The following is a 26,120-nucleotide window of genomic DNA, read 5'->3' on the forward strand; positions in this document are numbered from 1 at the left end:
GCGCAACGAGTGCGTCACAAGGTGTTAACCCGGATGAGTCGGAAACAAAGGGACGCACGGAGGTGACCATCCGGAGGGTTGATGCAAGAGTCCGCACGCGACGAGGACATGGACAGGCTCACCGGCGACGCCCGGACCGTCCGGCAGGTGTTCGAGGCGATCCCGGCCGCGGTCGCCGGGGTCGAGAGCCCCGGCGAGTACCGCCTGGTCGCGGTGAACGCCGCCTACCGCGCGCTGGTGGAGCGGGACGAGGTGCTCGGCCGCTCCGCTTCCGAACTGTTCCCCGAGTTCGCCGCCAAGCAGCTGATCGACCTGCTCGACCGCCCGTTCCGCACGGGAGAGACGGTGACGGCGCGCGAGTGGCGGATCCAGCTTCCCCGCGAGACCGGGCCCGATGAGGACGTCTACATCGACTGCACGGTCGTCCCGCAGAAGTCCGCGAGCGGCGAGGTCGTCCGGCTCGTGGCGTTCGCCCAGGACGTCACGGAGCGGGTGCGGGAGCGGCAGGCGGCGCGCCGGGCCGCCGAGGACGGCCCGGCCGAGCCCGGGGACATCGTCGGGGTCCTGCAGCGGCAGCTGCTGCCCGCGGGCCTGCCGATCCTGCCGGGCCTGCAGATCGGCGGGAGCTACCTGCCCGCAGGCGGTGGTTCCGCCGCGGGCGGCGACTGGTTCGACGCCGTCCCCCTCCCGGACGGCCGGACGGCCCTCGTGGTCGGGGACGTGGCCGGACACGGCGTCGAGGCGTCGGCGGCGATGGGACGGATCCGCGCCGTCCTGGAGGACCGGCTCGACCACACCGGCGACATCACCGAGGCGCTCGCCGCCGCCGACCGGCTGGCGGAACGGCTCCCCGCCGCACGGGCGGCGACCCTGTGCGTCGCCGCCGTGGACCCGGCGGACGGGCGGCTCACGTACTGCACGGCCGGGCATCCGCCGCCGCTGCTGATCCCGTCCGCGGGCCCCGCCCGCTACCTGCGCTCGTCCGGCGGGGGGCCGCTCGGCACCGGGACCCGCTTCCCGCTCGCCGTGGATCACCTCGCCGTCGGCGACCAGCTCCTGCTGTACAGCGACGGCATCCTGCGGCGGCCCGGCCTGGAGGTCGCGGCCGGAACCGTCGAGCTGGCGGAGGTCGCCGCGGACGTCGCCGCCGGCCGGGCGCTGCGCGAGGACTGGCTCGCCGCCGTCGACCGCCTCACCACGCAGACGCTGGAACTGCTGGTCAGGACGTCCGGGCACGACGACGACATCGCGCTGCTGGCCGCGCAGCGGACCGCACCGCACGCGCCGCTGCTGCTGGACCTGCCGGCCGAGTCGGAGGCGATCCCCGCCGCCCGCAAGGCCCTCGACGAATGGCTGTACGACCTCGGCTCCCGCGCCGAGGACGTGATACTCCTGCGGCACGCGATCGGGGAGCTCGTCACCAACGCGGTGGAGCACGCCTACGACGGCACGCCCGGCGCCGTCCGGATCCGGGCCGAGTGCACCGGGCGCGGCGCCGTCGAGATCGAGGTCGCCGACGACGGCCACTGGCGCGAGCCCTGGCAGCCCACCGAGGACCGCGGCCGCGGCCTGGCCATGGCGAGCGACTTCGCCGACGACCTGCACGTCGAGACGGGCTCGCGCGGGACGACGGCGACCGTCCGGCACCGGCTGACCCGTCCCGCGCGGCTGCTCAGCCCCGGCGAGGTCACGCCGTCACCGGCCCCCTCGGACCTGCCGAACCTGCTGCTGATCCTGGACCAGCCCTCGGACGGGCGCCCGCGGATCCGCCTGGACGGCCCGGTCGACGCCGCCACCGCCGAGCAGCTGCGCGAGGAGCTCGTGGTCCGCACCCGCGGCGGCACCACGCCCCTCACCGTCGACCTGACCGGCGTCACCCACCTGTCCAGCGCCGGCGTCGCCGTCCTCTACGAGGCCGAGACCCGCACCGACTCCCCGGGCCGCCCGTTCCTCCTCTACGCCCCGCCGGGCAGCCCCGCACAGCACGTCATGGCCGTGGTCGCCCTCCCCCACACGACGAACGAACCCGGCTAGGCGACCACGTTCACCGTCAGGGGCCCGATCCGGTACGTCCCCGGCCGCGGTCGGACGGCCTCGGCGACGGCGCGGGTCACCCCGTCCGGCAGCGTGATCTCCAGCGCCTCGCCGTTGCGGGTGTGGCGGAACTCCCGCCCCGGGAGCAGCACGACGGGCTCCCCGGGACCGCGCAGGATCAGCGGGTTCCCGTGCGGCACCCGGGCCGGCAGCACCTTGGTGAACTGCGAGACGTGCTGGACGCCGATCTCCAGCGTGACACCGTCCGAGGTGTCGGCGGCCAGCCGCTGGAAGAACAGGAACCCGGTCCCGGCGCCCTCCCGCGCCGAGCCCTCGCGGACCGTCCACGCGACATCGGGCAGGTCCGCCAGCGACATCCGGCCGAGGTCGGTGACCAGCAGCGGCAGGTGCGGGGCCATCGCCTCGACGAGTCCGTCCACATGCCACGACTGCGCCGCGTGCAGCTCGTCGGTGGTGAGGCCGACGAACTGCAGGAACGCGATCTCCCCCAGCTCCGTCCGCGCCCGTCCGAGCTCCGGGTCCAGCACCAGCCCCCCGGCCCGGACGTCCGAGTCCGGGCGCTCGGGGTCGAGCGGGTCGGGGAACTCGATGTAGTGCCCAACCTCGAAGTCGTTGCCGCTCTTCACCACGTACGACGCCAGGTGCTCCAGGTGCGCCAGCGCCCAGTTCGGCGCCGCCGTCTCCTCCGGCCGCCGCGGCACCCGCAGCGTGAACTCGTACCCGCGCTCCTCGTACGGCGCCGTCAGCGCGTACCCGACGAGATGCCAGTGCGGCACGGGCTCGTCCCGCGGATAGATCGCGATCGTGTTGGTGACGAACCGGCCCATCGGCATCGGACCCGCCGGCCGGTACGGCACGGGCGCGTCCCACTCCAACCGCTCCGCGTCCCCGTAGTGCGCCTTGAGCACCCCGTCGATCGCGTTCCACCCGTCCAGATTGAGCATCCCGTTCCCTCCGTCGACCCAGCGTCCCCCGTACCGACGCACCCAACGCGATCAAGGTTCACGTCGGCCGCCCGCGCTCCCGACCGGACGCCACCACGGCGGACCGCTCCTCCAGCGCCACACCGTTACCAGGCGGCGCGCAGATTGTTTCAGTTGAAAATCAACCACGCAAAGAATGTCCGTGACAATAATGTGAACCGCCCGATTTTCTGAGAATTTCACAAAGTGATGTGCGTCTCTCAGAGATCTTTCACATACCCATACGGGCGCAGTATTTCGGACAGCAGCACGAAGGACGACCGGGTTGATATCAACCATTCCCGCAGCTATGACCTCCGGGGAGCGGACGACGTTCGAGTTACGGACGACCGAGGTGCACCCGGAACACATTCACCTCGCGTCCGAAATATCGGGTGTTCCTCCCTCTGCGCGACATTCAAAAATTGCGCGCCGCCCCTGGAAGAACCACGATTGCCCTCTCATAATGAACCTGACCAAGGACGTCGAACGCGGCCGACAAGAAGGGTGTGGGCACCATGGACCCCGCGCTGGCAGGGCTCGCCGGCGCGGCGGGGGCAGCCCTGGTGGAGGCCATGACCACCGACGTGTGGGCCACCTTCAGAGCGCGCATCCTGCGGATCGTCGGCCGCGGCGCAACCGGCCGCCGAGGAAGAACTCGCCAGAGAACTGGAAGAGTCCGCGAGCAGGCTCACAAGGCGGCCCCCACCCGAACGGGTGACCCTGGAGGCCGAGCAGGCGCGGTGGACGGAGCTGCTGGCGGTCTTCCTGGTCGAGCACGCCGAGGCGTCCGCCGAGCTCCAGGAGTTCGTCACCCAGGTTCGGCGGTCGGTCGCGGACGCCGGCCACGTCGTGCAGAACATCAGGGTCGACCGGAACGCCTTCATCGCGGGCAGGGACCAGCACATATCGATGCCCATGGAGCCTTGGGACGATGATGGGCGATGAGCTGGAACGTCCAGCGCCCGCCCAGGACGTGTGGGCCAGGCGGGACGCCTTCGTAGCGGCACGCGACATCTACGTCACAGCGATGTCAGGCGGAACCGCACAAGGCGTCGGCGACGGCAGGTCCGCCTACCGGCGGGACCGGTCTCTCTTCGTCCAGTACACGAACCCCGAGATCCTGGCGTGTTACGGGACTCAGGCCGGCGGGGAGCACGCAGGCCTCATCCTGGCCCAGGCACTGGACGCCACACGGCTGGCGCTCCTGCTCACCGAGCGGCATCTCCTCATCCCGGCCTCCTACATCTTCGAGATCCCGTGGTACCGGATCTTCCTCGGCTGCCTTGAACCGCTGATGCACGCGGGAGCTATCCGGTACATCTCTCCCGTCCCCGACCTCACCGACTACCGGGAGATGAAGGTCCACGAGTACCGGCGGGACCCGCTCAACCCCTATCACCACGCCGAACTACCGCGAACTTGCGTCGACCCCGACTTCATGTGGGCCCCGCGCCACGGGAGAGCGACCGCCGCCGGAATCGGCGATCTGTGGCGCGACGCGCTCCAACCCGGCGGTGACCTGCACGGCATCGTGCGCGAGACCGCCCACCGGTGGCGCCGCCCCTACGGACGCGCCGAAAGGCTGCTGGAGAGGACCCCGGAGCGGTTGGACGGCCAGGCGTTCATCGCGCGCTTCGTAGAGCGGACCTTGCCGACCCGTCCAACCCCAGCGGAGAGAACCGCGCTCGCCTTCTTCCTCTCCCGCGCCTATCTCCGGAGCTACCTCCTCGACATGGACGCCGCCGTCCTGGTCGACCTCCCCACCGGCGATCTGACCTGCGGGCTCACCGGCATGGACGGCCGCCTGCTGTCGGCACGCCGGCTGGACACAGTCCTCCACTGGCTGAGAACCCGCGAATTCGTGCACCGCACCGCCCACTGGGACGAACTCCTGCGGCTGAGATCGCTGCCCGAGTTCGGCCTGATCGTCGAGCACGCCTATGACGAGCGCCCCAACCACACGCTGCGGACCGCCGCGATGAGAGCCCGGAGATCCTCCGGGTTCCGGCCCGCCGGCACCTATGCCGAAGCCAGGTCGAACGTCCTCGCGGTGGCCGACGCGATGACCGATCGCCGACCCAAGGAAGAGAACCCATGACCATCTCCGTGTACTGCTCCGGCTCCATCGCCAAGGGGCCCTCGGACGAGAAGAAGCTCTGCTGGTCGGACGTGGAGCGGCTGGAGGTCGCCAAGGGTGCGGCTCCTGCGGAGGTGGTGTTCCTGAACCCCGATGACCCGATCACCGATCCGGGCAACACGCTCGGTCAGTTCGGCCGCGACATGTACCAGGTCATGGTCGCCACGGCGGTCATCGTGGACGCCCGGGAGAGGCGCGGGATCGGCATCGGCGTGGAGATGTCGGCCGCCGCCCTCCTCGGCACGCCGATCATCGTGGTGGCACCGCGGAACTCCAAGTACCGGGCCGACGAACTGGAGTACCGCGGCGTCCTGGTCCACGACTACGTCCATCCCCACGTCGCCGCGCTGGCCACCGCGGTCGCCGACGACTTCCTTTCGGCGGGAGAGCTGCTCCCGCGGCTCGCGCCGGAGAAGGCCGCCGAAGCGCACCACATGCCCGACTGGCTGGACGATGCGATAACGGAGTACCGGCACAACGTCCTGCCAGGCGACCCGCCGATGTTGCAGGCCCTGGAGCGGCTGCGCGGGGAGCCGGCGAGGTGATGGCCGATTCGGGAGACAGCGTCGCCGAGCCCATCGGGGCCCCCGGCCCGCACATCCACATCGTGCACAATGCCGCCCTCGAAGACCTGCTCTTCGACCGCAATCTGACCGGGGTCGAGTTCCGCCGCGCCTGCCTTCGCTGCAGCCGGCATTTCATCGCCCACCTGGCGGACGAGTTACCTCCGGACGACACCGCCGAACTGATGATCCTCAGCAAGGGCCTGGTCTACCAACTCGCTGCGGCGATGGCGGCGGAGACCGGCCGGAACCTGCCCGCCAACCTGATCGCCACCTCTCGTGCCGCGGTGTCCCAGGGCACCGCTCGGATCGAGGTGCCGTACGCGTGCTTCGAGGCACCCGCCGGGACGCTGATCATCGGCGACACGATCGCGTCCGGCGCGACGATCGTGGCGGCGCTGAGCCGCTACCTGGAGACGCACTCGGTCCAGCGCGCCTTCATCGTCTCCTATGCCGGGACGCTCATCGGCGCCACAAGGATCGCGAGCTTCTGCTCCGCGCGCGGCATCGAGACCACCTTCCTCTACGGCCTGGCCGCGTTCGGCCTGGGCGACAACGGCTTCGACCTGTCGTTCCTCCACCCGGAGACGATCACCCGCGCCCACTACGTCCAGCGGGCGCGGGAGATGTACTCAGGAGAGGCCGTCTCAGCGGTGGGCTGGGACTTCGGTTCCCAATGTCTGGCGCCGCGCAAGTACCGCCACCTGGGCTGGGTCGAGGCGGAAATCTGGAACCTCACGGACGCCGAATCCTTCGCGTTCGCCGAGGAGCCCGAAGACTGGTCGGAACTGGCCCACGAACGTCCGGCCTATGAAAGCGCCTTCCGCTGCACCGACCTCAGCAGCACGCAGAAGGACATCTAGGGCGCCCGCCCAACACCTTTACGAGGGGTCTATGGAGTCCTATTCCGCCAGCCGGTCTCGGACGGCCTAATGCACGGGGGTCGCGACCAGGGTCAGGTTCCATGCCTGATGCTGCGCACCGTTGCAGTCCCAGACCTGGACCCGACCACCGTCTGTGTTGATGGTGCTGAACTGCGCTTCCAGGCACCGCTCACTCGCCACGTGCACGATCCGATACGGGTAGTTCCCTCGGATCGTCCACTCCTGATTCGGGCTGCCGTTGCAATCCCGCAAGTCGACCACATAGCCGTTGCCCGCCCAAGTCGGGACGTCCATACACCGAGTCGGTGTCCCGAAGATGCTCGAGATCCGGACAGTACCGTTGTTCCAGTAACGCGTCTCGAACGTCGACCCCGCGCGGGCGCACTCCCACATCTGGGTCGCCGTCGCCGCGTTGTTGACCGTCCACAGGTCGGCCTCTATGCAGCGGTGCGGGTTGTACTGGGACGGTGCGACGAACCTGGCGCCGATCAGGAACGGCGCCGCGTGAGCGGGCCCCGCAACAGCCCCCGCGATCAGCGGAGCGGCCGCTAACGGAGCCAGGAAACGGGCAACGACGCGCGACGATCGAACGGCAACCATTGCGCCCCCAGGAAGCGATCGGATACGGCTACGACCATTGTCCAAACGCGTGGCGTTCCTGTCCGTTCACCGTCCGGAGTCGGCCACTCCCTCCCTCAGGGATCGGGGGTGGGCACTGCTGACCGTGTCCGGGGCACGTCGACGAGGTGACGGTCGGTGGGAAAGGCGGCCTGGCAGGTGGATACCTGGCGGACGCGGCGTTGACCGGGTCGCTGGTTCTGGCCTGGAAAGGGAACTCGCCGTCAGCCGGGCGAGGCTCCCCGGTGCTCGGGTGCCGGCGTCGTCCGCTGGGGGCGCAGGCCGTCCAGGATGAGTCGGGCGATGTGGGCCGCGCGGTCGGGGCTGGTCTCTGCGGCGGCGTGGCGGATGGCGGCGAAGGCGCCGGCGACCAGGGCCATCACGTCGTCGGCGGTGACGTCGTCGCGCACTGCTCCGGCTGCGTGCGCGCGGTCGAGCAGGTCCGCGACATGGCGGGTGAGATTCGCCGCGACGTCCGGGGCGGTGGTGCGCAGGTCGAACTCGGCCGCCGCGAGCGCGCTCTTGACGGCCACGTTCTCGGCGCCGGTGGCCATCATCCGGGCCAGCAGCGTGAAGACCGCCTCGGGGTCGCCGCCGGCGGCGAGCGCCTCCGCCTCCGCTATGAGTCCTTCCAGCATGTCGGTCGCGACGGCGAGGTACAGATCCTCCTTGGCCGGGAAGTGCCGGTGGACGGTGCCGGGGCCGACGCCGGCGCGGCGGGCGATCTCGTCGAGCGAGACGCCCAGACCTTCCGCCGCGAACAGTCGCCGAGCGGTCCGCAGGACCCGCTCGCGATTGCGGCGCGCGTCGGCCCGGAGCTCCCGGTCGCGCCGGGGAGCCGTCGAGGGCTCGGGATCAGGTGGCCGGCTGGACATGTCGATCCGAGTGTAACCGGGGCGCCGCACCGGATAGTCTGGCCCTAACCGGGGCGGCGCACCGGTTAGGCCGGCGCCGCTCATCATGACCGGCCACGAGGAGACGCGCGGATGACCGCACGCGAGGACGCAGGCGCCCTGGTTCGGCAGATGCAGGAATGCTTCAACACCAGACGCTTCGACGATGCCGCCGCTCTGCACACGCCCGACTTCTTCAGCCACCCCCTCGGCGCCGGCTTCGAGGCCGGCCAGGCGGCCTGGCGCGTGCTCGTCGCCCGGTTCCCGGACATGCGCGTCGTCGCCAGGGACGTCCTGGTCGACGGCGACAGGGCCGCCGTCCGCTCGACCGTCGAGGGACTCGCCCTCCCGGACGACGCCGCACCGCCCGAACTGTTCGAGATCTTCCGCATCGAGGACGGCCGGTTCGCCGAGATGTGGGGCGCCAGCACGGGCTTCCCGACCTCGGCAAGCCCCGAGGACCTGCTCACCTAGTCGTGCGGGAGGGGCCGGGCTCCATCCGGGACCGCCGGGGCCGCCAAGGCGAAAGCACCGACCCCTCCACGTTCACACGCGTCGCGAGACCATCCGCGGCCGCGATCTTCTGGTCGTTCGCCGTACCCGGATGATCCACCCGGGCGGGTGCAGATCAGTGGGACGTGGGAGCCACGTACTTGTAGCAGGTGAGCCACGTGGTGTCGATGGTCACCGACGCCCCGGCCGCCGCGTAGGCGCCGGCGAGCGCGCTCTCGTTCTGAAGGACCCAGTCGGCCGCCTCGGGGAAGTCGGCGTTGACGGTTTTGACCAGCTTGCCGTCCAGGTAGAACCGCAGCGAGCCCGGCACGATCTCCGTCGAGTAGGTGTGCCACGAGGTCCATGCGGTGCCGGGCGCCACGTCGGCGTTGGACTCCTTGAAGCCGTGCGTGAAGACGCTCACGGGGTCGGTGGAGAAGTTCCCGCCCGCCTCCGGATAGTCCACCTCGTTCGGCGTGTAGCGCAGGTGGGCCATCTTGAAGCCGGGGGTGCGGGTGCGGACGACGAACCGTTCGGTGAACTTCCCGTACCGCAGGTTCATGCACTTCCGGGGAACCACGGCGGCCACGGAGTTGACGGAACCGTCGGAGGTCATGTGCACCCGCATCTGGCCGTCCCCGTTGGACGCCGTGTACACGCTCACGGCCTTCTCCGGCCGGTAGTACCCGCCGAACGTCCGGCCGCCGTTCCCGTCGGCCCCGCTCGTCGCGGTGTCCGGCCAGCCCGAGGGGTACGCGCCCAGCGTGTCGTAGTAGTGGGAGTAGCCGGTCTTCAGTCCGGCGCAGCGGAAGTCTCCGTCACCGGCGCACGTCTTGAACGCGCCCACGGGCACGTCGCCGCCGTTGAAGTTCTCCGCGTAGAGCTGGACGAAGGGACCGCAGTCGCCGGAGGGGGTGTTGTTGTTCGTCACCGCACAGGCGTCCTGCGAGGGGAATGTGTCGTCCGCCGAGGAACTCTCCGCAGCCAGTGGCACACATACGAAAGCCGCCGCCAGTACGGCGACGGCCTTTCGCGCCTTCAGAGTGGGGGTCATCCGGCACACTATAGAGGCCCGATGATCACTTGTCCGCTTACTCGGCAGAAAGACGAGCAGCATCAGGACCGTGCCAGGGAAGTCGGAGAAGAAACAGCGAACCAACGGGCCCGATGCCGAGTGAGAACCTTTTCCCGGCGGCCCCGGCCGCACATATCCCCCGTTCACAGCGTGCCCTTCGAAACCGCCACGCGTGCGCTGGTCGAGCAGGACGCGGCCGCCGGGGCTCCTGTGGGGACGTGCTCTTCCCGGTACTGTCCGGCACACCGGAGGCGACCGCACGAGAGGAACCGCCGACCATGGCCGACCACTCCCGCCTGTTCGACTACGACGCGGAACTGCGTCGGCACAACGAGATCTTCCGCGCCGCCGCCGGCGTCGGCCCCCGCGACCGCGTGCTCGACATCGGCTGCGGCGCCGGCCAGACCACGCGCGAGGCCGCCCGCGCCGCCGTCGAGGGAACCGCGGTGGGCGTCGACCGGTCCGCACAGATGCTCGAACGGGCCCGCCGGCTGAGTCGCGACCAGGGGCTGTCCAACGTGACCTACGAGCAGGCCGACGCCCAGGTCCACCGCTTCCCGCCGGCGCGTTTCGACGTCTGCATCAGCAGGTTCGGCACGATGTTCTTCGCCGACCCGGTCGCCGCGTTCACCAACATCGGGCTTGCTCTGCGCCCCGCGGCGCGTCTGGTGCTGCTGGTCTGGCAGGGACGCGACCGCAACGAATGGGACTCCGTGATCAGCCGGCCCCGGGATCCCGGTTCGGACTCCCCCGCCCCCGGCCCAGACCCTTTCTCGCTCGCTGACCCGGCCTTCACCGAAGGGGTCCTGACAGCGGCGGGCTTCACCGAAGGGGTCCTGACAGCGGCGGGCTTCACGGACACCGGCTTCACCGAGGTCGACGAACCCGTCTACTACGGCCCGGACAGCGCCGCCGCGTTCGACAACGTGACCCGCCTCTGGGACGAGAACCGGCTCGCCGGCCTCGACGCGGCGACGGTCGAGCGGGCACGCACGCGACTACGCGCCGCTCTCGACGCCCACAGCACCGACAGCGGTGTGTACTTCGACTCGCGTGCCTGGATTGTCGAAGCCCGCCGTCGCTCCTGCCGGTCGGCCGCGCAGAAGGGCGGAGCGTCTACCCGAGAAGCTCCTGCGAAAAGGCGCCGTTCACCCCTTCGGGGCACTGGAAACCCCGCCACTGAGCGAGGACGTCCTGCATGACGGCGTCCTCGCCGGCGGCCTCCACCCCCGTCCGCGAGTGCTCCACCATTTCGAGGCACTCGGCCGCGAACACGGACCTCATCTCCTGCGCGAGCGACAGTTCGTCCCCGGTGGGGCTCGGCGCTGGACCGCGTCCTGCGGTCATCGACGCGGGCGGACCACCTGACAGCGGCTCTGGGGAGGCGGACGGCACAGCCGATCGTTTGCCAGGAGGGCCGCATTCGGCACGGTAGGACCCGAGGGCTGTGGTGAGTCCACGAACGCCCGACAAACAACCCCGGTGCACGTGTCAGACACGCGCACCACGACCAAAAAGGAAAACCGACATGAACAGGCTTCAGCTGATCACGCCGGACGGCCTCCGGCGGATCTCAACGAAAGCGCGTCGGCTGATCTCGATCACCGTGGGCGTCCTCGTCGCCGCGGTCGTCGGAGGCGTCGTCGGAGGCCTGGACTACCTCGCCTTCATCGCCGACCTCCACCACCGCCACGAGATCGACGCCTTCGCGTTCCACTACCTCGACTACCTCCTGGCCCAGGTCATCGCCGGAGCGATCTTGGGCGCGCTCTTCGGCGTCATCGGCGTCCTCCTCGGCGCCTCCAAGAAGTTCGGCGCGCGGAAGACGGACGTCCGCATCGCCCTTGGCATCGTCATCGTCGGGGGCGCCACCTGCGTCGCGTTCGTCGTCCTGGCCGCCTTCGGCATCGCCGTCCACGGTCCGGTCGGCCCTCAGGGCTTCACCTCGCCCGGCGACTTCCTCATCGGCCCTTGCAGCTACGCTGCGGGGCTCATCGTCGGCGCCGTCCGCAGCGGTGACTGACTCACCCGCGGGACCTGGCACCACCAGGTCCTGCTCCCCGGGGGCCTGGCTCCGCCAGGCCCCCGTTCTCGTCCCTGCTCCCGAGCCGTCGCGCGCGGCCACGAGCATGTCCAGGTAGTACTCCCAGCCTGGACCGATCTCGCCGCTGGACACGCTTCGTCGTGCACACCGACGACCATCGCACGCCGGACAACACGTCCGGCGGCCTGTGGACGAAGGACGTCAAAGACTTCCTCACCTGGCTCAACGGCCTGTTCGGCGACGGCACCGGTTATCGCCTGCCCGCAACGACCGAGGCACGCCGGGCCCTCGACCGCGATTTGCACTTCCGGACCGTGGGCGGAGGCGGAACGCTCCTTTACGCCGCGGACCAGGACTGGGCCGATGCCCACGGCCAGACGCGTCTTGAGCGGAGAGGTCCTTGGATGCGGCGTCCTCGCCTTTCAGAGCCACGTGGTGCCGAGCCAGATGAGGGCCGCGGCGGTGGCCAGGAGCACGACGTTGAGCCAGATCAGCCGGGCCTCGCCGCGGGACACGTGGACCGCGATGCCGCCGACCTGGATCAGGACGAGGCCGATCGCTGCGCCGATCGCGACCCACGGGGCGATCCCGGACAGCGGCGGCAGGATGAGACCGACCGCACCCAGGACTTCCAGGGCTCCGATCAGACGGACGAGCGGCATCGGAACGGTGTCGACCCACCCCATCATCGGCCGCAGCCGATCCTGGCTCTGCGCGACCTTCTTGCCTCCGGCGTAGAGGTAGAAGGCGGTGAGAAGGGCTGCGACGATCCAGTAGGAAATCTCCACGAGGGACACCCCGGAAACTAGTGACGTAGCGCTGGCCACGATGGTTACCAGTCGTATGAAGCCTCATGATGCGTCACTATTGAAGGACTTACAAAAGGCACATACGTGTGCGTTGCCCACAGGGGGCCGTCATGTCGGAGTACGAGGACACCTGCATGATCCGAGGGGACGCGGGGCGAACGATCCGCGCCATCCTCGACCGCATCTGCAACAAGTGGACGCTGCTGGTCGTCGCCACCCTCGACCAAGGAAAACTGCGCTTCACCGACCTCCATCGGCAGATCCCGGGCATCTCGCAGCGCATGCTGACCCTGACGCTCCGCAACCTCGAACGCGACGGCCTGGTCTCCCGGACGGTGCACGCGGAAGTCCCGCCCCGGGTCGAGTACGCGCTCACCCCCACCGGGAAGAGCCTGCTTCCTCCCGCACTGGCCCTCGCCGGTTGGGCCATCGAACACGTCCCGCACATCGAGTCCAGCCGCGAGGCGTACCAGACCCGAAACCAGTGACCTGGCGCTCCGCCTCCACTCCGCAACACCGCCGCTCGAACCAGACGGTCAGGTCGTGACCTCCACTACGCCGGAGCCCTGGACCAGGTGACGAGGCCAGTCAGGGAGGCTGCCTCATGGTGCGATGCGCTGGGGCACTGAGGAGGTAGCGCGGTAGATCGATTGCCGGGACGCCTGTGCACGACACAGTAGAACCCAAGGACTGTGGTCAAGCCACGGAACGCTCCACAAACAACCCGGTTGCCCGTGCAAGGCACGCGCACCCCGACCCAAAAAGGGGAACCATCATGAACCAGCTTCGGCTGAACGCGTCGAAGAGGCTCCGGCTGATCTCGACGAGCACGCGCCGGCTGATCTCGACGAACAGGCGTCGGCTGATCTCGATCGCTGTGGGCGCCCTCCTCGGCGCCGTCGTCGGAGGCATCATCGAGGGCCTGGACTACGCCGTCTTCCTCGCCGACCTCCACCACCGCTACGGGATCGACCCGTTCGAGTTCGGTGACCTCGGCTATCTCGTCGCCAAGGCCATCGTCGGCGCCGTCGTCGGCGCCGTCTGCGGCTTCATCGGCGGCATCATGGGCGCCTTCGTCGGCTTCGCCAGGAGCCCGCGGAAGATCGCCATCCGCGCCGCCGGTGGCGTCGTCATCGGCGGGGTCGCGGCCTGCGTCGCATGCGTCGCCCTGGCCGCCTTCGGCATCGCCGTCGTCGGCATCCCTGGTCCCCTCGGTGCCATCACCGTCGGCGACCTCCTCATCGGCATCTGCAGCTACGCCGCAGGTGTCGTCGTCGGCGCCGTCCGCGCCGGCAACTGACCCACTCACGGGGCCTGGCACCCACCAGGCCTTGCTCCCGGGGGGCCTGGCACTGCCAGGTCCCCCGTTTCGTCTCTTTCACCGCCCCCGACCAAACGTTCAGGGGTGACTCCGGTCAGCGCACCGGGGCCTCCGGCGATCGGCACCGGGCGATGAGGCGGCCCGCACCGGGGCCCAGGTCAGGTTCGGGCGGCCAGGTCGATGAAGTACGGCTTCATGGCGGGGAAGTAGGCGTCGAAGTCCGGCTCGGGTGAGCCGTCGCGCGCGGCCACGAGCATGTCCAGGTAGTACTCCCAGCCTGGACCGATCTCGCCGAGTTGCTCCTCGGTGTCGAGGTGCTGCACAAACTGCAGCCGGGTCGAACCGTCGGCCTCGGACAGCAGCAACTCGATGCGCCAGGCGCCGAACTCGTCGGTCGCCGACAGGGCCAGCCGCGACGGGGGTTCGCAAGCGTCGATGTGCATGTCGCACCATGGCGCCTGGTCTTCGAACGCCATCTGCACCTTGATCGTCCGGCCCGGCGCTGCGTCGCCCTTCCACGAGCCGAACCAGCGAGCCGTGCGCTCGGGCTCGGTGACGCTGGCCCAGACGTCCTCGGCGGATGCCCGGAACGTCCGGGTCAGGACGAGATCACTTCCGGTGGCGGTACGAACCAGCTTGCCGGTGGGTCGAGGGTTCATGCGGTGTTCTCCTTCGCCTCGTCGGAGGTGCTGTGGGGACGGCGTTCGCGGCGGGTCCGATGGACCTCCGTCTCCAGCGCGTCGAAGCGGTGCTCCCAGCCGAGTGGCTGGACGAACTGCGCGAGCCACACGGCGAGCTGGGTCAGCTGCCCCGGGTCGATCTCATAGAGCCGTTCCCTGCCGGCGAGTTCGTCGCGTACCAGCCCGCTCTGTCGGAGCACCCGCAGGTGGCGGCTCACGGCCGGCCTGCTGATCTCGAAGCGTCCGGCGATCTGCCCTGCCGTGAGCCGACCGCCGTGCAGCATGACCAGGATCTCCCGGCGCACCGGGTCCGCGATCGCCCTCACCACGTCGTCCACACCAGAAGCGTAACCCATAGGTTACGCTTTCGTCGACGGCGGGCCGCCCTGCACCCTCCAGGCACAACCGCCGGATCGTTGCCGACGTCTAACGGATCTCCCCTTCGCGTGGCGGGCGAGTCATTTCTGGAGGTGCCCTGCAGATTATCGAGGTGACCGGATTCGGTATCCGATCTGCAGTGACAACCCTGCGGAAGGACGGCACGGCGCTGAAGTTCGCACTCTTCCCGATGGTCCATGGTCGAGCACGCTGTGGCACGCGAATTCACCCAGCCATGATGCGCGCGACTGCCAATCAGCGGCCGAAGTCAAAGAAGGGGTCGCCCTGCGAAAGGGTTCGTGGTTGCGGTAGGGGTTCCTGTCGTGCGGACGGAATTTGTGGCTGTTCGTGTACTCGAAAGGTGTCCTGGTCGATGGGGTCGGATACCCTGCGGACGGCCTCGGCCAACTCGGCGTTCGGCCATCTCGTCGCGGAGTGCCAGGTGCACTGAGCGAAGTGGCAGAGTACGTAGCTCGGATCGATCGGGCCGGAAATGTAGTGCAGGCGGGCGCCGTTGAAATCCGTCCCGGTGAGGTCGGCGCCGGTGAAAACGGCCCCCACCAGGTGGGCGCCGATGAACTTGGTCCGCACGAGTCTGGCGCCATTGAAGCACCAGGCGCCGACCTCGGGGGCGCCGCCTAGGTGGGCACCGGTCAGGTCGGCATCGGTCAGGTCGGCGCCGATGAAATCGCCGACGATGCCGAAGTCGGCGTGGCGTAGATCCGCGCCGATGAGTGTGGCGCCGGTGAACTGGGCTCCCGCGCTCGCGGTCCGGCCTGGTTCGGCCGAGGAGAGATCGGCATGGCGCAGATCGGCTCCGCTGAGGTCGGCGCCTCTGAGGTCGGTACCCTCGGGGAACCGGACGCCCCGCAGGTCGGCGCCGTGCAAGTCCTTGCCGACGAGCCGGGCGACGGCCTCGGCACTGCTGTCATCGATCAGTGCCGCCAGGTTCTCCGGTAAGCCGGACGGCCGCTTGGCCCCTGTCCGCTCGCCGGTGATGGCGTCTTGGGGGACGACCCTTCCGTGCAGCGCGTACAGGTGGAAACCGTCGCGGTAGCGTAGTGCCGGACCTGTGCGGCAGTGCAGCACCAAGGGGTCTTCCCCGAGCCTTCGCGCGGTGGCGAGACGGATCTGAGCGGGACGCTCGCACACCAGGCAGATCTTCTCGAAGGGCCACCAGCCGCCGCAGGACTCGATGAGTTCTTTCCACAGCGCCAGCCTGTGAATCCAGACCTCCCGGCGTCGTTTACGGGAAAACCATCCGCCCCTCTTGCCCGGACTACCGCTGAGCAGGGTCAGGAGGAATTCGCCCGGTTCCGGCACACCGTGGGCGGCCGCGATCGTCTGGGGCTTCGGCGTGCCGAACTCACTCCATTTCCAATCGGGATCCGCGCGGGGTGAGTCGATCCACACCAGCTGAGGCTGCGGCGCGCCGACCACTTCGTACAACCCGCGTATCGCCGCCTCGGCGGCAGGCCGGTCCGCCGGCTCAGTGGCTTGCCGCCCCGCCCAATCAGGCAGGCGAGCTGCCAGCCGTGTGATTTCCAGGCCGGCAGATTCCGGGCTGACATAGATCTCGGTGTTGAACGGGCGAGGCAGCGCCATACTCGCTCCCTATCACGGGACGCGTCACGCATCCAGAGGCCGGCCACCATCTCTCGCCTGGAGCGGGGGCGCAGTACTGGCCTCGAAGTGATGGGAAGACGGTTGATGCGCGCGACGTCGGCCGCCAAGTAGAGCCGGTCACGCCGTCGAGTGGCGTCGCGTCAGGCCCGGGCGGAGGGACCGGGCCGCCTCGAACGCGTCGTAGCAGTCGCACCCGATCGTTTGCCGGGCGGGGCGTGCTCGGCACGGAAGGACCCAGGGACGCGGTGAACCCACCGGTGCCTTCTGCACCGTCTACGACGGCCCCGACAGCCCCGGCGGGCGGAAGATCGTCATCCGCGTCGCCGGTGGCATCGCCATCGCGGCGGTCGCGGCCTGCGTCGCATGCGTCGCCCTGGCCGCCTTCGGCGTCGCCGCCATCACCATCACCGGCCCCCTTGGCGTCAGCCGCCTCGGGGACCTCCTCATCCTCGCCTGCGGCTTCGCCGTGGGTGCCGTCGTCGGTGCCGCCCGTACCGACAACTGATCCACTCGCGGGGCCCGGCCCAACCGGCCCCGTCCACCGGGGGCCTGGCACTGCCAGGAGACTCAGGCGAGGCCGGTCAGCGGGCCGAGCCCCGCTTGATCTTCTCGATCAGACCGGCGAACTGCCCACCGGAGAGGACGAGGTGTCCTCCATCCGGGTCCTTGCTGTCTCGAAACCCGATCCCGGCCTCTGGCGCAAGTCGTCCCAGCTCAACACAGTGCTGGTCATCCGCTCCACCGCTGTGAGTGCTCTTACGCCACTGGACGCTCATTCGTAACTCTCCAAGTACCGCTTGATGATCTCGCGCGAGTCCTCCAGAGAGGCCGCCTTCGCGCCGATACGGTCGAACTTAACCGACAATTCCCGGACCTCGCCAGGCATTTCGATCAAGCGGCCACCGTTCTGAGCACCCGAATAGGCGATGTCACGGCCCCCCAGACTGAGAATCTGGAGGGAGCCGTCAACCCCCAGGTGGGCCCCCGACTTGAACGGGACGATACGGAGGCTGACCTGCGGCAGGTCCGCCATGGCGAGGAGGTGCTCCAGTTGGGCTTTCTGCACCTCGGAACCGCCGACTTCACGAGCAAGCACGCTCTCATCGATCGTGGCCCACATCTCGACCTCGGTTCCCCGGCTGAAGAAGGAGTTCTTGCGAGCGACACGCTCGGCCATCTCCGCCTCGAAGTCCTTCGGAGTACCGGCCTGGACGTAGGCCCAGGTGTACTCGTCCGTCTGGAGAGCGAGCGGGATCACTTGACCGTGGTAGACCTTGATCAATGTGGTCTCCTGCTCGTACTTGACGAGGTGCTTCCCCCAGTTGGGGTCATGTGCCATCCGGGCGAACCAGAGCAGTAGCTGAAAAAGCCACCCGGTCCCGTAGTGCTTGTCGAGCGCCCGCATGTGATCTTCCTGGGGCCGTCTCCGTCCTGCCTCAAAGTTGGATACAGTGCCGCGCTGGACACCCATTATCTCTCCGCACTGCGTCAGGGAGAGATTTGCCTTCTCGCGACAAAACCGCAGGTAGAAGGCGAGGAAGTGCCACATCGACAGCCTGGGGTTGAGAGGATCGCGAACGATGGGCATCTCACACTCCCTGTATTCAGCTCGGATGACTACAGGCAAACCATAAGTCGATCGGGTGACCCTTGTCTCAGAAAATCGGAATCTCAGGCAAGGGCGGGGACGATGGTGATGACGGCTACCGGGGATCTACTTATGCCTCTTATGGGAACACCGTGCGCAGTGGGGCTGGCACGTACCCTTGTGGACGCACGAATCCGAAACTGGAACTATTCCCACATTCTCGACAATGCGCTTCTCGTCGTGTCGGAGCTCGTCACCAACGCGGCGCGCCAGACGCCGCACGAGGAGATCCGCCTCCAGCTCAGCCGGGACGCGCACGGCATCGTCATCGCCGTCTGGGACGCGGACTACGCCCTCCCCCAGAGCAAGCCGCTGAAGGCACTCACCCTCGAAGACCTGGACCTCTCCGAGGAGGCGTTCGACGACAACGGCGGCTGGGGCCTCCATATCGTCCAGGCGCTGTCGACCAAGTGCGGCGTCACAGGCGACCCGGCGGGCGGCAAGTGGATCTGGTCCCGCATCCGCCCGTGACTCTCCCACCGGACGTGAGAACGGTGCTGAGAAGAGCCCGTCCAACTCCTCGGACCCGTGGCCTCGTCAGGCGACGTCGTAGGTCAGGTGCGTCACGGTCTTCGTCGGGATCACGGACGACGTCGAGGTCCTTGCCGCCGGCCGAGGACGACGGCGCCCGAGCGGGCCGTCCCCTCGTTCAGGATCCGGCGATCTGCGGGGTCGTCGGAGAACGCCCAGGTGTGCAGGGCCTCGCCCCCGACGCCCAGCCCGTGTTCGGGCCGGGATCGGGCCCCGTGACGAAGCCGTCGATGGATACGGAGCCCGGGGAGAACGGGCTGCAGCGTCTTGCGGGTCTGATCGCTCCGGTGCACGGGGCCGGCCAGATCATGCACTATGGTCCCGAGCCGGTTCCGGGCCAGGTGTTCCGGATATCTGCGGCGAACCCCCTGAGGAGCCCTTGGTGACAGGTCCCGCTGGTCCGTCATGGGGACAGGGCGGACACAGACCGCCCCCGATTCCGCCGCAGCGCCGGCCGCCTCATCCCGGATACGGAGCACCGCCGCCCTGGCAGCAAGGCCCGCCGCCGCAGTATCCGCCTTACCCGCAACGTCCCCACCCGCCGCAGCCTCCGCCCCCGTATCGGCCACCCGGACCTCAGCCGCCCCCGCGGCCGCCGTCGCGGGCGGGACGGATCCTCCGGAAGCTGAACCCGTTCCTCGCCGCGCGGGCGGTGTTCCGGCCCTCGCGGCCGGACCTGATCGTCGATGCGCGGGTCCAAAAGCTGCAGGTCGCCCGTGCCTGGGCGGGCATCGTGGTGTCTCTCGCCGTGGCCGTGGTCTACAGGGTCACCGCTCCCAAGGAACTGGCGAGCGAGCGGTTCAACGACGCCTGGATCAACGTCCTGATCCTCACGTGCGTCCTGCCACTGGTCGTGGGGGCCTTCGTCATGGCCGCCCGGCCGCCGAACCGGGGCGCGTTCGCGCGCCGGATCCGCCACCCGTTGATCGCGGTCGCGGCGATGTTCGGCTCCATGTTCACGTTCGTGCTCGCGGCCGTCCCCGAGTTGGAGGGCGTGCGTGACGCGGCCGGGCCGGTGGTGCTGATCCCCGCGGGCGTGATCCTCTTCCTCTGGATGCTCCCCTTCGCCCTCTACGGCATCGTCCTCTCACTGACCAACGTGTTCCGGACAGCCGACATCCACGAGCTGGTGCCGCCCTTGGTGAGCGTGTCGGCGTCGTGGGTGATGGCCCTGGTCAACCTGTTCACCGACTCCTACAAGGGAGTTCCGCACGTCTTGGCCCTGGTGCTGCTGCTGGGGGCGCCGGTGACGGTGTCCGCCCTCGCCCACTACGAACTGCGCAGGCTGCGCCTCCTGCACGGCATCACGTTGGGCAACACACTGCTGCGCTGACTCAGCGGGCACACGGGAGAGGCGCCACCGACGCGGTCGGCCTGCCGGGACTCCGCCGCACCCGTGTTGCCGCTCAGGAGTCCGGTGTCCAGCCGTGGACGCTGAACGTCTCCCCGCGGCCGATGGCCGCGAGGGCCTGGGCGCAGTGGGGGATCAGGTCGGCCGGTGGGGCCGCCGGATCGATCCACAGCGCCTCCGAGGCCTTGTCGGGTTCGGCCGCGTGCGGCTCGCCTCCCCAGGTCCGGAACGTGAACCAGTAGTCGCTGACCGCTTGGCAGGGGCCCGGCAACGACTCGGCGGTGCGGTGCAGGACGTGGGAGAACTCGGCGTCGTCGCGGTGCAGCGTCACGCCGGTCTCTTCCCCGGCCTCGCGGATCGCCGCGGCCAGGACGTCCTCGCCGGGCTCGATCCGTCCCGCGGGCGGGCACAGCCAGCCGTCGCGGTATCCGGTGTTGTGGCGGCGCAGCATCAGCACCGCGCCGTCTTCGCGCCGCAGCAGGACGTGTGGCGCGATGAAAGATCCGTGCCAACCGCTCGCGGCCGGAGCGGCATCGCGGGCGGAGACGACGCCGAGCCGTCTGGCCAGGTGCTGTCCGGCCTGTTCAGGGCCGCCGGCCAGGTCGACCATGGGCACGGCGGCGGCCAGGATGACGTCGGCCAACTCGTCCAGGACGTCCGTGACCGTCTTGTGAACGCCTTTGCGGGGATTGCCGCCGGTCATCCCGATGTAGGCCTCGGCGACCTCGCCGACCTCCTCGGCGAGCTTCATCACCAGCAGGTGCGCGGGCACCTCGGCCAGGTAACCGGCCCGGACCCGGGCGGTGTCGGCCCAGAAGCCGTCGCAGGGCTCAGCACTCTCGGAGTTCACCACGCCGCGACCCTAGCTCCCGGAGCGACCACAGAACCCGCAGTCTCGAACATTTGGTCGAGTCGTGTCCGGGCGCCGGCCCGGCCGCGTCGGGTGGAGGCCGCTCCGGGGTTGGGGTCACAGCTTGCCGAGCGCCTTGGCCAGGGCGGTCGCGGTGGAGGCGATCACCTTGTCGTCGTGCGGGGCCGGACGGTTGCGGTTGGTGAAGACCGACAGGACGAGCGGCGCGTCCGAACCGGGCGTCCACACGATCGCGATGTCGTCGGCGGTGCCGTAGTTGGCCGCGCCACCGGTGCCGGTCTTGTCGCCCACCGTCCAGTCCTTGGGGAGCCCCGCCCGGATCCGGCCGGCGCCGGTGAGGCTGCCCTTCAGCCAGCCGACCAGCCGCGCCCGGTCGCGGGGGTGGAGGGTCTTGCCGGTGGTGAGCTTGGTGAAGGTGCGCGCCGCCGCCGCGGGGGTGGTGGTGTCGCGCTCCTCGCCGGGCTTCCACTCGGTCAAGTGGGGCTCCGGCCGGTCCAGGCGGCTCGTGCCGTCACCGGTGGCGCGGAAGAACCCGGTCAGCCCGCGCGGTCCGCCGATCTGCCCGAGGAGCGTGTTGCCCGCGAAGCCGTCGGACTTGGTGATTCCGGCCCGGCAGAGCTGGGCGGGCGTCATGCCCGTGTCGGTGTATTCGGTGGTCTCCGGGGAGTTCCCGGTCAGTTCGGCCATGTCGCTGGGCTTCCAGCGGATCACCCTGTCCATCAGGCCGGGCTCCGCGGTGCGCGCTTTCCGCATCACCGCCGCGCACGCGAACACCTTGAACATGGAGTTGAACGGGAAGCGCTCGTCGGCCCGGTAGCCGACCGTTCTGCCGGTGCCGAGGTCGATGCCCACGGCGCCGATACGCCCGTCGTAGGACTTCTCCAGTTCCTCGAGAGTCCTGTTCAGGTCCGAAGGGTCCTTGCCTCCCGTCCGAGTGGCGACGGTCGCGGCCTTCGTCTCGCCGGGGGCGCCGGCCGCATAGGCCAGCCCGCCCAGCAGCGCGGACGCGGTCACGGTCGCGACGCCCAGTCGCATTCCGAGGTGTCGGATCATGCCGAGAGAAGATCATGATCTCGCCGGCGATGTCCAATATCCACTGAATCATCGATCCATATGGATTCGCATATCACGTGCCTCGTCCACCCTTGCCGGGGATTTCGATGTTGGAGTAGTACGGCCGCGAGAAGGGGAATTCGGTGGCGACCCAGTGGCCCAGCGCGCTGTACAGGGTCTCGTAATGGCCGTTTCGGTAGGCGTCGGGGGTCACCCACCAGCTCACGTCGACGTCATAGCCGAGCAGGTCCTGGGTGAGCGGCGTACGCCGTCCCATCGGGTACAGGTAGCAGCAGCCCAGGTAGCGGTCCTCGTCGTCGTACACGGCGTAGCCGAATGATTCGTTCTCGCGGAACTCGCACTCGTGCCAGACCAGGTCGACGTAGTTGTACTCCTCGGTGACCGGCTCGGTCGGCCAGGACCCGCCGCGAGTGCGCCGGATCAGTTCAAGGCTGGCGTTGATGCCGCGCACATCGTCCCGCAGGTGTTCGCGGGCGAGCGCGCTGATCCGGATGTCGCCGTAGCTCAGCCTGAGGGGGGCGGTCCACCCGCCGGGCACCTGAAGTGTCTTTACCAGGCCCTGATAATCCATGCCTTCTCCGTGCGGGGCAGTGAAGCGAGATTCGGTCGGGGTCAACCGCCGCATCATCGCATTTCCGCAGGATTCGGGGTGGCGAGGTCACTCCGGGGGTGGGGAGAGTCTTGCGGCTATCGCGTAGTCGATCTGGATGTCTCGGTAGGTGGTCTGGGTCTTGACCTCGTCCGGGAGGTTGGTGCGGGCGCTTCCGGAGGTGGACTCCTCCGACGAGCCCTCGGTGAAGGTCACCGAGACGTCGGGGACCACGTCGAAGCGGAGTTCGTCGGCCTTCACCCTGGCGGTGAAGAGGATGTCCGCCGTGCGCTGGAGGTCAGCGTCGGGGTGGTCGCCGGGGCTCATGAGCGGGTTCCTCCTCGTGGCTGGGAGACCATCCGCAGGAGGGCCTTGCCCAGTTCGCGGACGGAATCCTCGGTCTCGCGCAGGGCACCTTGGACCGCCGTGACCTCCGGCTCTCCATCGGACGTGTCCGCGCCGTTCCCCTCCTCGCCCTCCGAGTCGTCCTTCTCCTCGTCCTTGGCGGACGAGTCGTCGGATGAGGCGTTGTCCTTGCCGCTCTCGGACGTGTCGTCGGGCGCCGCCGAGCCGCCGGCGTCTTCGGCGGTCTCCGCCGTCTTGTTCACGGTGTCCGCAGCCCCCTCGGCGGCTCGTCCGGCACCCTGGCCGACGCCTTCGGCCGCGCCGCCGGCGCCCCTGCCCACATCTCGGACGCCCTCGCCTGCGCCTTCGGCGGCACGGCCCGCGCCCTTGGCGGCTTCGCCGGCACCTTCGCCCACCTGCTCCGCCGCCCGGCCCGCACCCTTGCCCGCTTCGCCTACCCCCTCGCCAGCGCCTTCGCCCACCTCTTCCGCTGCGCGGCCGGCGCCTCGCCCGACCTCGCCGACGCCTTCGCCCGCGCCCTTGCCGACGTCCTGGACGGCGCCGCCGGCTCCGCGGCCCACGTCCTTCACCGCGCCGCCCGCGCCCTCGCCGACGTCCTTGACCGCGCCCCCGGCGCCCTCGCCGACGCTCTCGACCGCGCCGCCGGCTCCGCGGCCCACGTCCTCGACGGCGCCCCTGGCGCCCCGGCCGACCTCGCCCACGGCGGTGCCGGTTCCGGTGCCGATGTCGCTCACCGCCCGCTCGACGCCGCGTCCGATGTGCTGGAGGATCTCCGGGTTGCGGTCGAGGGTGGTCAGGACGCGGTCGACGATGACGGCGACGTTGTCCAGCCGGACCTGGAGTTCCGCCTGCGCCTCGACACCCTTGATCTCAAGCTTGACCCTGCCGAGGAACACGTCCGCGCCGACGTTCAGCTTGAGCAGGTCGAGGACCTGCGCGACGAGGGAGACGTGCGCCTCCAGGTTCTCGACCTCCAGCGAGATCTCTTCCACCTTGAGCTGCGGGACGTCGAGATGGACGTCGGGGCCCTCCGCGGGCTGCGCTCGCCTGTCCGGTTGAATGGCCCTTCCGGTCAGGCTCTCCGAGTCATCGCGGGACTCGTTCCGCTCGCGGTCAGCATTGCCGGACGCGCCGTCGCTCATCGTTCCCCCCGATGCTCGATCCTGGTCCCGGGGGTGTACATGCCCCCTCAGTGCCACCTTTCACCAGTGAAGACGTCAGGCGCGGGCGCTCTCCGCCTCCTTCGCCGCCTCCTTCTCCTCCGGCTCCTCCTTGTCGTCCTCCTGCTTTGCCTCCGGCTCCTTCTCGTCTTCCTGCTCCGCCTTCGGCTTCTCCTCCTCTTCCTGCTCCGCCTTCGGCTTCTCCCCGTCCTCCGGCTTCTCCGCCTCGTCGCGCTCCTTGGCCTCCTGCTCCTCCTTGAGCGCGTCCTCGTGGGTCTTGACGACCTCGCCGTCGCGGATCTCGCCGCGCCAGCCTTCGACCTCCTCCTGGTCCAGCAGCGTCTTGGTCATCATGTGGCGCTTGATGTGCTTGAAGTCCAGGCGGAGGCGGCGGCCCTGGGCGCGCCACATGTTCGCCGTCTTCTCGAAGAAGCCGTCCGGGTGGTACTCGGCCACCAGCAGGACCCGCGTCATGGACGGCGCCAGCTCGTGGAACGTCACGGCGCCGTCGACATAGCCCTTGGGGCCCTTGGACTTCCAGACGATCCGCTCGTCGGGGACCTGCTCGATGATCGTCGCTTCCCAGGTGCGGTGGGACAGGAAGACCTGCGCCCGCCAGTTGATCTTCTCGTCGGACTCCTGCTCGACGCTCTCCACCTTCTTGGTGAAGCTCGGGTAGTCGGCGAACTGCGTCCACTGGTCGTAGGCGACGCGGCGAGGCAGCCCGACGTCGAACTCCTCCAGGATGTTGGTGACCTTCATCTTGCCCTGGCCACCGCCCTTGCCGTCCTTGCCTCCCCCGCCGACGGCGCTCTTCACCTTGTCCTTCACCATTTCCTTCGCCCCGGTGGCGCCCGCGCTGAGGCCCGCCTTGAGCGGAGACTCTCCCTGGGCGAGCTTCTTCGCGCCGGTGGCCGCCGCCTTTCCGGCGACTCCCGCGCCGTCCCCGCCGTCGAGGCGCTCGGTCAGTCCCTCGATCTGGCCGCTCGCCTTCTCCAGCGCCCGCACCATGAGCGCCTGAGCCAGCGCGCGGCCGGCGTCCTTGAGCTGCTCGACGGGGAGGTCCTGCGCCTTGTCGCCGTTCCCCGTGCCCGCTTCCGTCATGGTCAGCCTTCGTTTCCTCGCTGATTTCACCTGACCCTGACGACATAGCCCCAGAAACACGGGCTAAAACGGCAAAAGCGCCACTGACCAGCAAAAACGAATGATCTACCATCCCTATGCATGGGGACGGCCTCGGTTTCCAGGCAGCCCTAATCCGAGTTATCCCGCCGTCGGCTCGCGGGGGAACGCGCCACGCGAAAGCCCACGTCGTCGATCCGGAAGGTCGGATGGCTGCGCCGCCGCACCGAGGCCCGGCAACTCCAGTGCTCGTCGGACCATCCGCCGCCTCGGAGAACCCGGTAGGCGCCGTAGACCTCGGCGTCGTAGAGGTCCCAGCACCATTCCCAGACGTTGCCCAGCATGTCGTACAGGCCCCAGGTGTTCGGCAGCCTGCCGCCCACGTCGTGGACGTGCTCCTGGGCGTTGCCGCGATACCAGGCGATCTCGTCGAGCGGCCCGTACCTCGGACCGGTCGTGCCGGCACGGCAGGCGTGTTCCCATTCGGCCTCGGTGGGCAGCCGGTACCCGTCGGCGGAGGCGTCCCACTCGACGCGCTCGCCGTCGGCATGGAGGCGGTACGCGGGCGCCGCCCCCTCCCGCCGGGACAGGGCGTTGCAGAACCGGATCGCGTCCAGCCACGAGACGCCTTCGACCGGCAGCCGCTCTCCGCGCGCGGTGCTCGGCCGCTCGGCGGTGACCTGCGCGTACTGCGACTGGGTGACCGGGAACGCCGCCAGCCGGTATGGCGCGAGGTCGACCGGCCAGCTGCGCCGCGTCCGCCGATCCGACAGCGTCACCGTCCCCGCGGGGACGGTGACCATCTCGATTGCGGGGCCCGTGTCCATCGGCTGGTGATCCTACCGACGCACGCCTTCGATTCGTGCGG

The 26,120-nt window shown here is 69.3% G+C and carries 30 protein-coding genes; 12 read left to right on the plus strand and 18 right to left on the minus strand.

Annotated elements, in window-relative coordinates:
- Positions 1–81: 81 nt before the first annotated feature.
- On the plus strand, positions 82–2,034 hold the full coding sequence (locus AB0H37_RS02140) for a SpoIIE family protein phosphatase (protein WP_360610765.1): 1,953 nt from the start codon (positions 82–84) through the stop codon (positions 2,032–2,034).
- On the opposite strand, the gene AB0H37_RS02145 is transcribed toward AB0H37_RS02140, so the two are convergent.
- Positions 2,031–2,999 (minus strand): suppressor of fused domain protein, encoded by a 969-nt coding sequence (locus tag AB0H37_RS02145; RefSeq protein WP_329086840.1) that lies wholly within the window; start codon positions 2,997–2,999, stop codon positions 2,031–2,033. The genes AB0H37_RS02140 and AB0H37_RS02145 overlap by 4 nt on opposite strands.
- 735 nt (positions 3,000–3,734) lie before the next feature.
- Here AB0H37_RS02145 and AB0H37_RS02150 point away from each other — a divergent pair.
- The 4 genes from AB0H37_RS02150 to AB0H37_RS02165 are packed head-to-tail and all read left to right on the plus strand — an operon-like array spanning position 3,735 to position 6,583.
- A complete protein-coding gene (locus AB0H37_RS02150) occupies positions 3,735–3,965 on the plus strand; it encodes a hypothetical protein (RefSeq protein WP_360610767.1) in 231 nt (76 codons plus the stop codon).
- Positions 3,952–5,118, plus strand: coding sequence for a hypothetical protein (locus AB0H37_RS02155; RefSeq protein ID WP_360610769.1), 1,167 nt, complete (start codon positions 3,952–3,954; stop codon positions 5,116–5,118). Before AB0H37_RS02150 ends, AB0H37_RS02155 begins: the two co-directional genes overlap by 14 nt.
- Positions 5,115–5,702 carry a hypothetical protein gene (locus AB0H37_RS02160; RefSeq protein ID WP_329086834.1) on the plus strand — a complete coding sequence of 196 codons (588 nt, stop codon included), beginning with the start codon at positions 5,115–5,117 and terminating at the stop codon, positions 5,700–5,702. The genes AB0H37_RS02155 and AB0H37_RS02160 overlap by 4 nt, the downstream gene beginning before the upstream one ends.
- A complete protein-coding gene (locus AB0H37_RS02165; protein ID WP_360610771.1) occupies positions 5,702–6,583 on the plus strand; it encodes a hypothetical protein in 882 nt (293 codons plus the stop codon). Before AB0H37_RS02160 ends, AB0H37_RS02165 begins: the two co-directional genes overlap by 1 nt.
- A gap of 66 nt (positions 6,584–6,649) precedes the next feature.
- Here the strand turns inward: AB0H37_RS02165 and AB0H37_RS02170 are convergent, their stop codons facing one another.
- Both AB0H37_RS02170 and AB0H37_RS02175 read right to left on the minus strand, forming a co-directional pair.
- Entirely contained in the window at positions 6,650–7,204 is a 555-nt protein-coding gene (locus tag AB0H37_RS02170; RefSeq protein ID WP_360610773.1) for an RICIN domain-containing protein, read from the minus strand.
- A 242-nt stretch (positions 7,205–7,446) separates the two neighbouring features.
- Positions 7,447–8,097 carry a helix-turn-helix domain-containing protein gene (locus AB0H37_RS02175; protein ID WP_360610775.1) on the minus strand — a complete coding sequence of 217 codons (651 nt, stop codon included), beginning with the start codon at positions 8,095–8,097 and terminating at the stop codon, positions 7,447–7,449.
- A 111-nt stretch (positions 8,098–8,208) separates the two neighbouring features.
- Between AB0H37_RS02175 and AB0H37_RS02180 the strand changes: the two genes are divergently transcribed.
- Positions 8,209–8,589: a nuclear transport factor 2 family protein gene (locus tag AB0H37_RS02180; RefSeq protein ID WP_329086828.1), complete on the plus strand. Its 381-nt coding sequence runs from the start codon at positions 8,209–8,211 to the stop codon at positions 8,587–8,589.
- A gap of 154 nt (positions 8,590–8,743) precedes the next feature.
- On the opposite strand, the gene AB0H37_RS02185 is transcribed toward AB0H37_RS02180, so the two are convergent.
- On the minus strand, positions 8,744–9,661 hold the full coding sequence (locus AB0H37_RS02185) for a hypothetical protein (RefSeq protein WP_360610777.1): 918 nt from the start codon (positions 9,659–9,661) through the stop codon (positions 8,744–8,746).
- Positions 9,662–9,960: 299 nt separating this feature from the next.
- Here AB0H37_RS02185 and AB0H37_RS02190 point away from each other — a divergent pair, with 299 nt between their 5' ends.
- Together AB0H37_RS02190 and AB0H37_RS02195 are read left to right on the plus strand one after the other, a co-directional pair.
- Positions 9,961–10,884, plus strand: a complete 924-nt coding sequence (locus AB0H37_RS02190) for a class I SAM-dependent methyltransferase (protein WP_360610779.1) — start codon at positions 9,961–9,963, stop codon at positions 10,882–10,884.
- Between the two features lie 326 nt (positions 10,885–11,210).
- Entirely contained in the window at positions 11,211–11,705 is a 495-nt protein-coding gene (locus AB0H37_RS02195; protein ID WP_360610781.1) for a hypothetical protein, read from the plus strand.
- A 443-nt stretch (positions 11,706–12,148) separates the two neighbouring features.
- On the opposite strand, the gene AB0H37_RS02200 is transcribed toward AB0H37_RS02195, so the two are convergent.
- Entirely contained in the window at positions 12,149–12,514 is a 366-nt protein-coding gene (locus AB0H37_RS02200) for a DoxX family protein (protein ID WP_360610783.1), read from the minus strand.
- A gap of 131 nt (positions 12,515–12,645) precedes the next feature.
- Between AB0H37_RS02200 and AB0H37_RS02205 the strand changes: the two genes are divergently transcribed.
- Both AB0H37_RS02205 and AB0H37_RS02210 read left to right on the plus strand, forming a co-directional pair.
- Positions 12,646–13,023 carry a helix-turn-helix domain-containing protein gene (locus AB0H37_RS02205; protein WP_329086814.1) on the plus strand — a complete coding sequence of 126 codons (378 nt, stop codon included), beginning with the start codon at positions 12,646–12,648 and terminating at the stop codon, positions 13,021–13,023.
- A gap of 287 nt (positions 13,024–13,310) precedes the next feature.
- Positions 13,311–13,835 carry a hypothetical protein gene (locus AB0H37_RS02210; RefSeq protein WP_329086812.1) on the plus strand — a complete coding sequence of 175 codons (525 nt, stop codon included), beginning with the start codon at positions 13,311–13,313 and terminating at the stop codon, positions 13,833–13,835.
- Positions 13,836–14,014: 179 nt separating this feature from the next.
- Here the strand turns inward: AB0H37_RS02210 and AB0H37_RS02215 are convergent, their stop codons facing one another.
- From AB0H37_RS02215 to AB0H37_RS02240, 6 genes are all read right to left on the minus strand, one after another.
- A complete protein-coding gene (locus tag AB0H37_RS02215; protein ID WP_360610786.1) occupies positions 14,015–14,515 on the minus strand; it encodes an SRPBCC family protein in 501 nt (166 codons plus the stop codon).
- Entirely contained in the window at positions 14,512–14,874 is a 363-nt protein-coding gene (locus tag AB0H37_RS02220) for a metalloregulator ArsR/SmtB family transcription factor (RefSeq protein WP_360610788.1), read from the minus strand. Before AB0H37_RS02220 ends, AB0H37_RS02215 begins: the two co-directional genes overlap by 4 nt.
- 295 nt (positions 14,875–15,169) lie before the next feature.
- Positions 15,170–16,519, minus strand: coding sequence for a pentapeptide repeat-containing protein (locus AB0H37_RS02225; RefSeq protein ID WP_360610790.1), 1,350 nt, complete (start codon positions 16,517–16,519; stop codon positions 15,170–15,172).
- Between the two features lie 294 nt (positions 16,520–16,813).
- Positions 16,814–16,945: a hypothetical protein gene (locus tag AB0H37_RS02230; RefSeq protein ID WP_360610792.1), complete on the minus strand. Its 132-nt coding sequence runs from the start codon at positions 16,943–16,945 to the stop codon at positions 16,814–16,816.
- Positions 16,946–17,121: 176 nt separating this feature from the next.
- The gene (locus AB0H37_RS02235; RefSeq protein ID WP_360610794.1) at positions 17,122–17,316 is read right to left on the minus strand and encodes a DUF397 domain-containing protein; all 195 of its coding nucleotides are present in this window, start codon (positions 17,314–17,316) and stop codon (positions 17,122–17,124) included.
- A complete protein-coding gene (locus tag AB0H37_RS02240) occupies positions 17,313–18,128 on the minus strand; it encodes a helix-turn-helix transcriptional regulator (RefSeq protein ID WP_329086803.1) in 816 nt (271 codons plus the stop codon). Before AB0H37_RS02240 ends, AB0H37_RS02235 begins: the two co-directional genes overlap by 4 nt.
- A gap of 141 nt (positions 18,129–18,269) precedes the next feature.
- On the opposite strand from AB0H37_RS02240, the gene AB0H37_RS02245 reads away from it, so the two are divergent.
- Both AB0H37_RS02245 and AB0H37_RS02250 read left to right on the plus strand, forming a co-directional pair.
- A complete protein-coding gene (locus AB0H37_RS02245; protein ID WP_360610797.1) occupies positions 18,270–18,659 on the plus strand; it encodes an ATP-binding protein in 390 nt (129 codons plus the stop codon).
- Between the two features lie 793 nt (positions 18,660–19,452).
- Positions 19,453–20,052 (plus strand): hypothetical protein, encoded by a 600-nt coding sequence (locus AB0H37_RS02250; protein ID WP_360610799.1) that lies wholly within the window; start codon positions 19,453–19,455, stop codon positions 20,050–20,052.
- 73 nt (positions 20,053–20,125) lie between these two features.
- Here AB0H37_RS02250 and AB0H37_RS02255 read toward each other — a convergent pair whose 3' ends face one another.
- From AB0H37_RS02255 to AB0H37_RS02285, 7 genes are all read right to left on the minus strand, one after another.
- Complete coding sequence (locus AB0H37_RS02255) at positions 20,126–20,923, minus strand: NUDIX domain-containing protein (RefSeq protein ID WP_329086798.1); 798 nt, start codon at positions 20,921–20,923, stop codon at positions 20,126–20,128.
- Between the two features lie 114 nt (positions 20,924–21,037).
- Positions 21,038–21,994, minus strand: a complete 957-nt coding sequence (bla, locus tag AB0H37_RS02260; protein WP_229810528.1) for a class A beta-lactamase — start codon at positions 21,992–21,994, stop codon at positions 21,038–21,040.
- A gap of 73 nt (positions 21,995–22,067) precedes the next feature.
- A complete protein-coding gene (locus tag AB0H37_RS02265; protein WP_360610802.1) occupies positions 22,068–22,586 on the minus strand; it encodes a hypothetical protein in 519 nt (172 codons plus the stop codon).
- An 87-nt stretch (positions 22,587–22,673) separates the two neighbouring features.
- Entirely contained in the window at positions 22,674–22,931 is a 258-nt protein-coding gene (locus AB0H37_RS02270; protein ID WP_360610804.1) for a hypothetical protein, read from the minus strand.
- Positions 22,928–24,112, minus strand: coding sequence for a hypothetical protein (locus AB0H37_RS02275; protein WP_360610806.1), 1,185 nt, complete (start codon positions 24,110–24,112; stop codon positions 22,928–22,930). The genes AB0H37_RS02270 and AB0H37_RS02275 overlap by 4 nt, the downstream gene beginning before the upstream one ends.
- Positions 24,113–24,187: 75 nt before the next feature.
- A complete protein-coding gene (locus AB0H37_RS02280) occupies positions 24,188–25,234 on the minus strand; it encodes an SRPBCC family protein (protein WP_360610808.1) in 1,047 nt (348 codons plus the stop codon).
- Between the two features lie 149 nt (positions 25,235–25,383).
- Positions 25,384–26,055 carry a formylglycine-generating enzyme family protein gene (locus AB0H37_RS02285; protein WP_360611203.1) on the minus strand — a complete coding sequence of 224 codons (672 nt, stop codon included), beginning with the start codon at positions 26,053–26,055 and terminating at the stop codon, positions 25,384–25,386.
- Positions 26,056–26,120: the final 65 nt, after the last annotated feature.

This window comes from Actinomadura sp. NPDC023710 (genome assembly GCF_040639875.1).
Taxonomy (GTDB): Bacteria; Actinomycetota; Actinomycetes; order Streptosporangiales; family Streptosporangiaceae; genus Spirillospora; species Spirillospora citrea.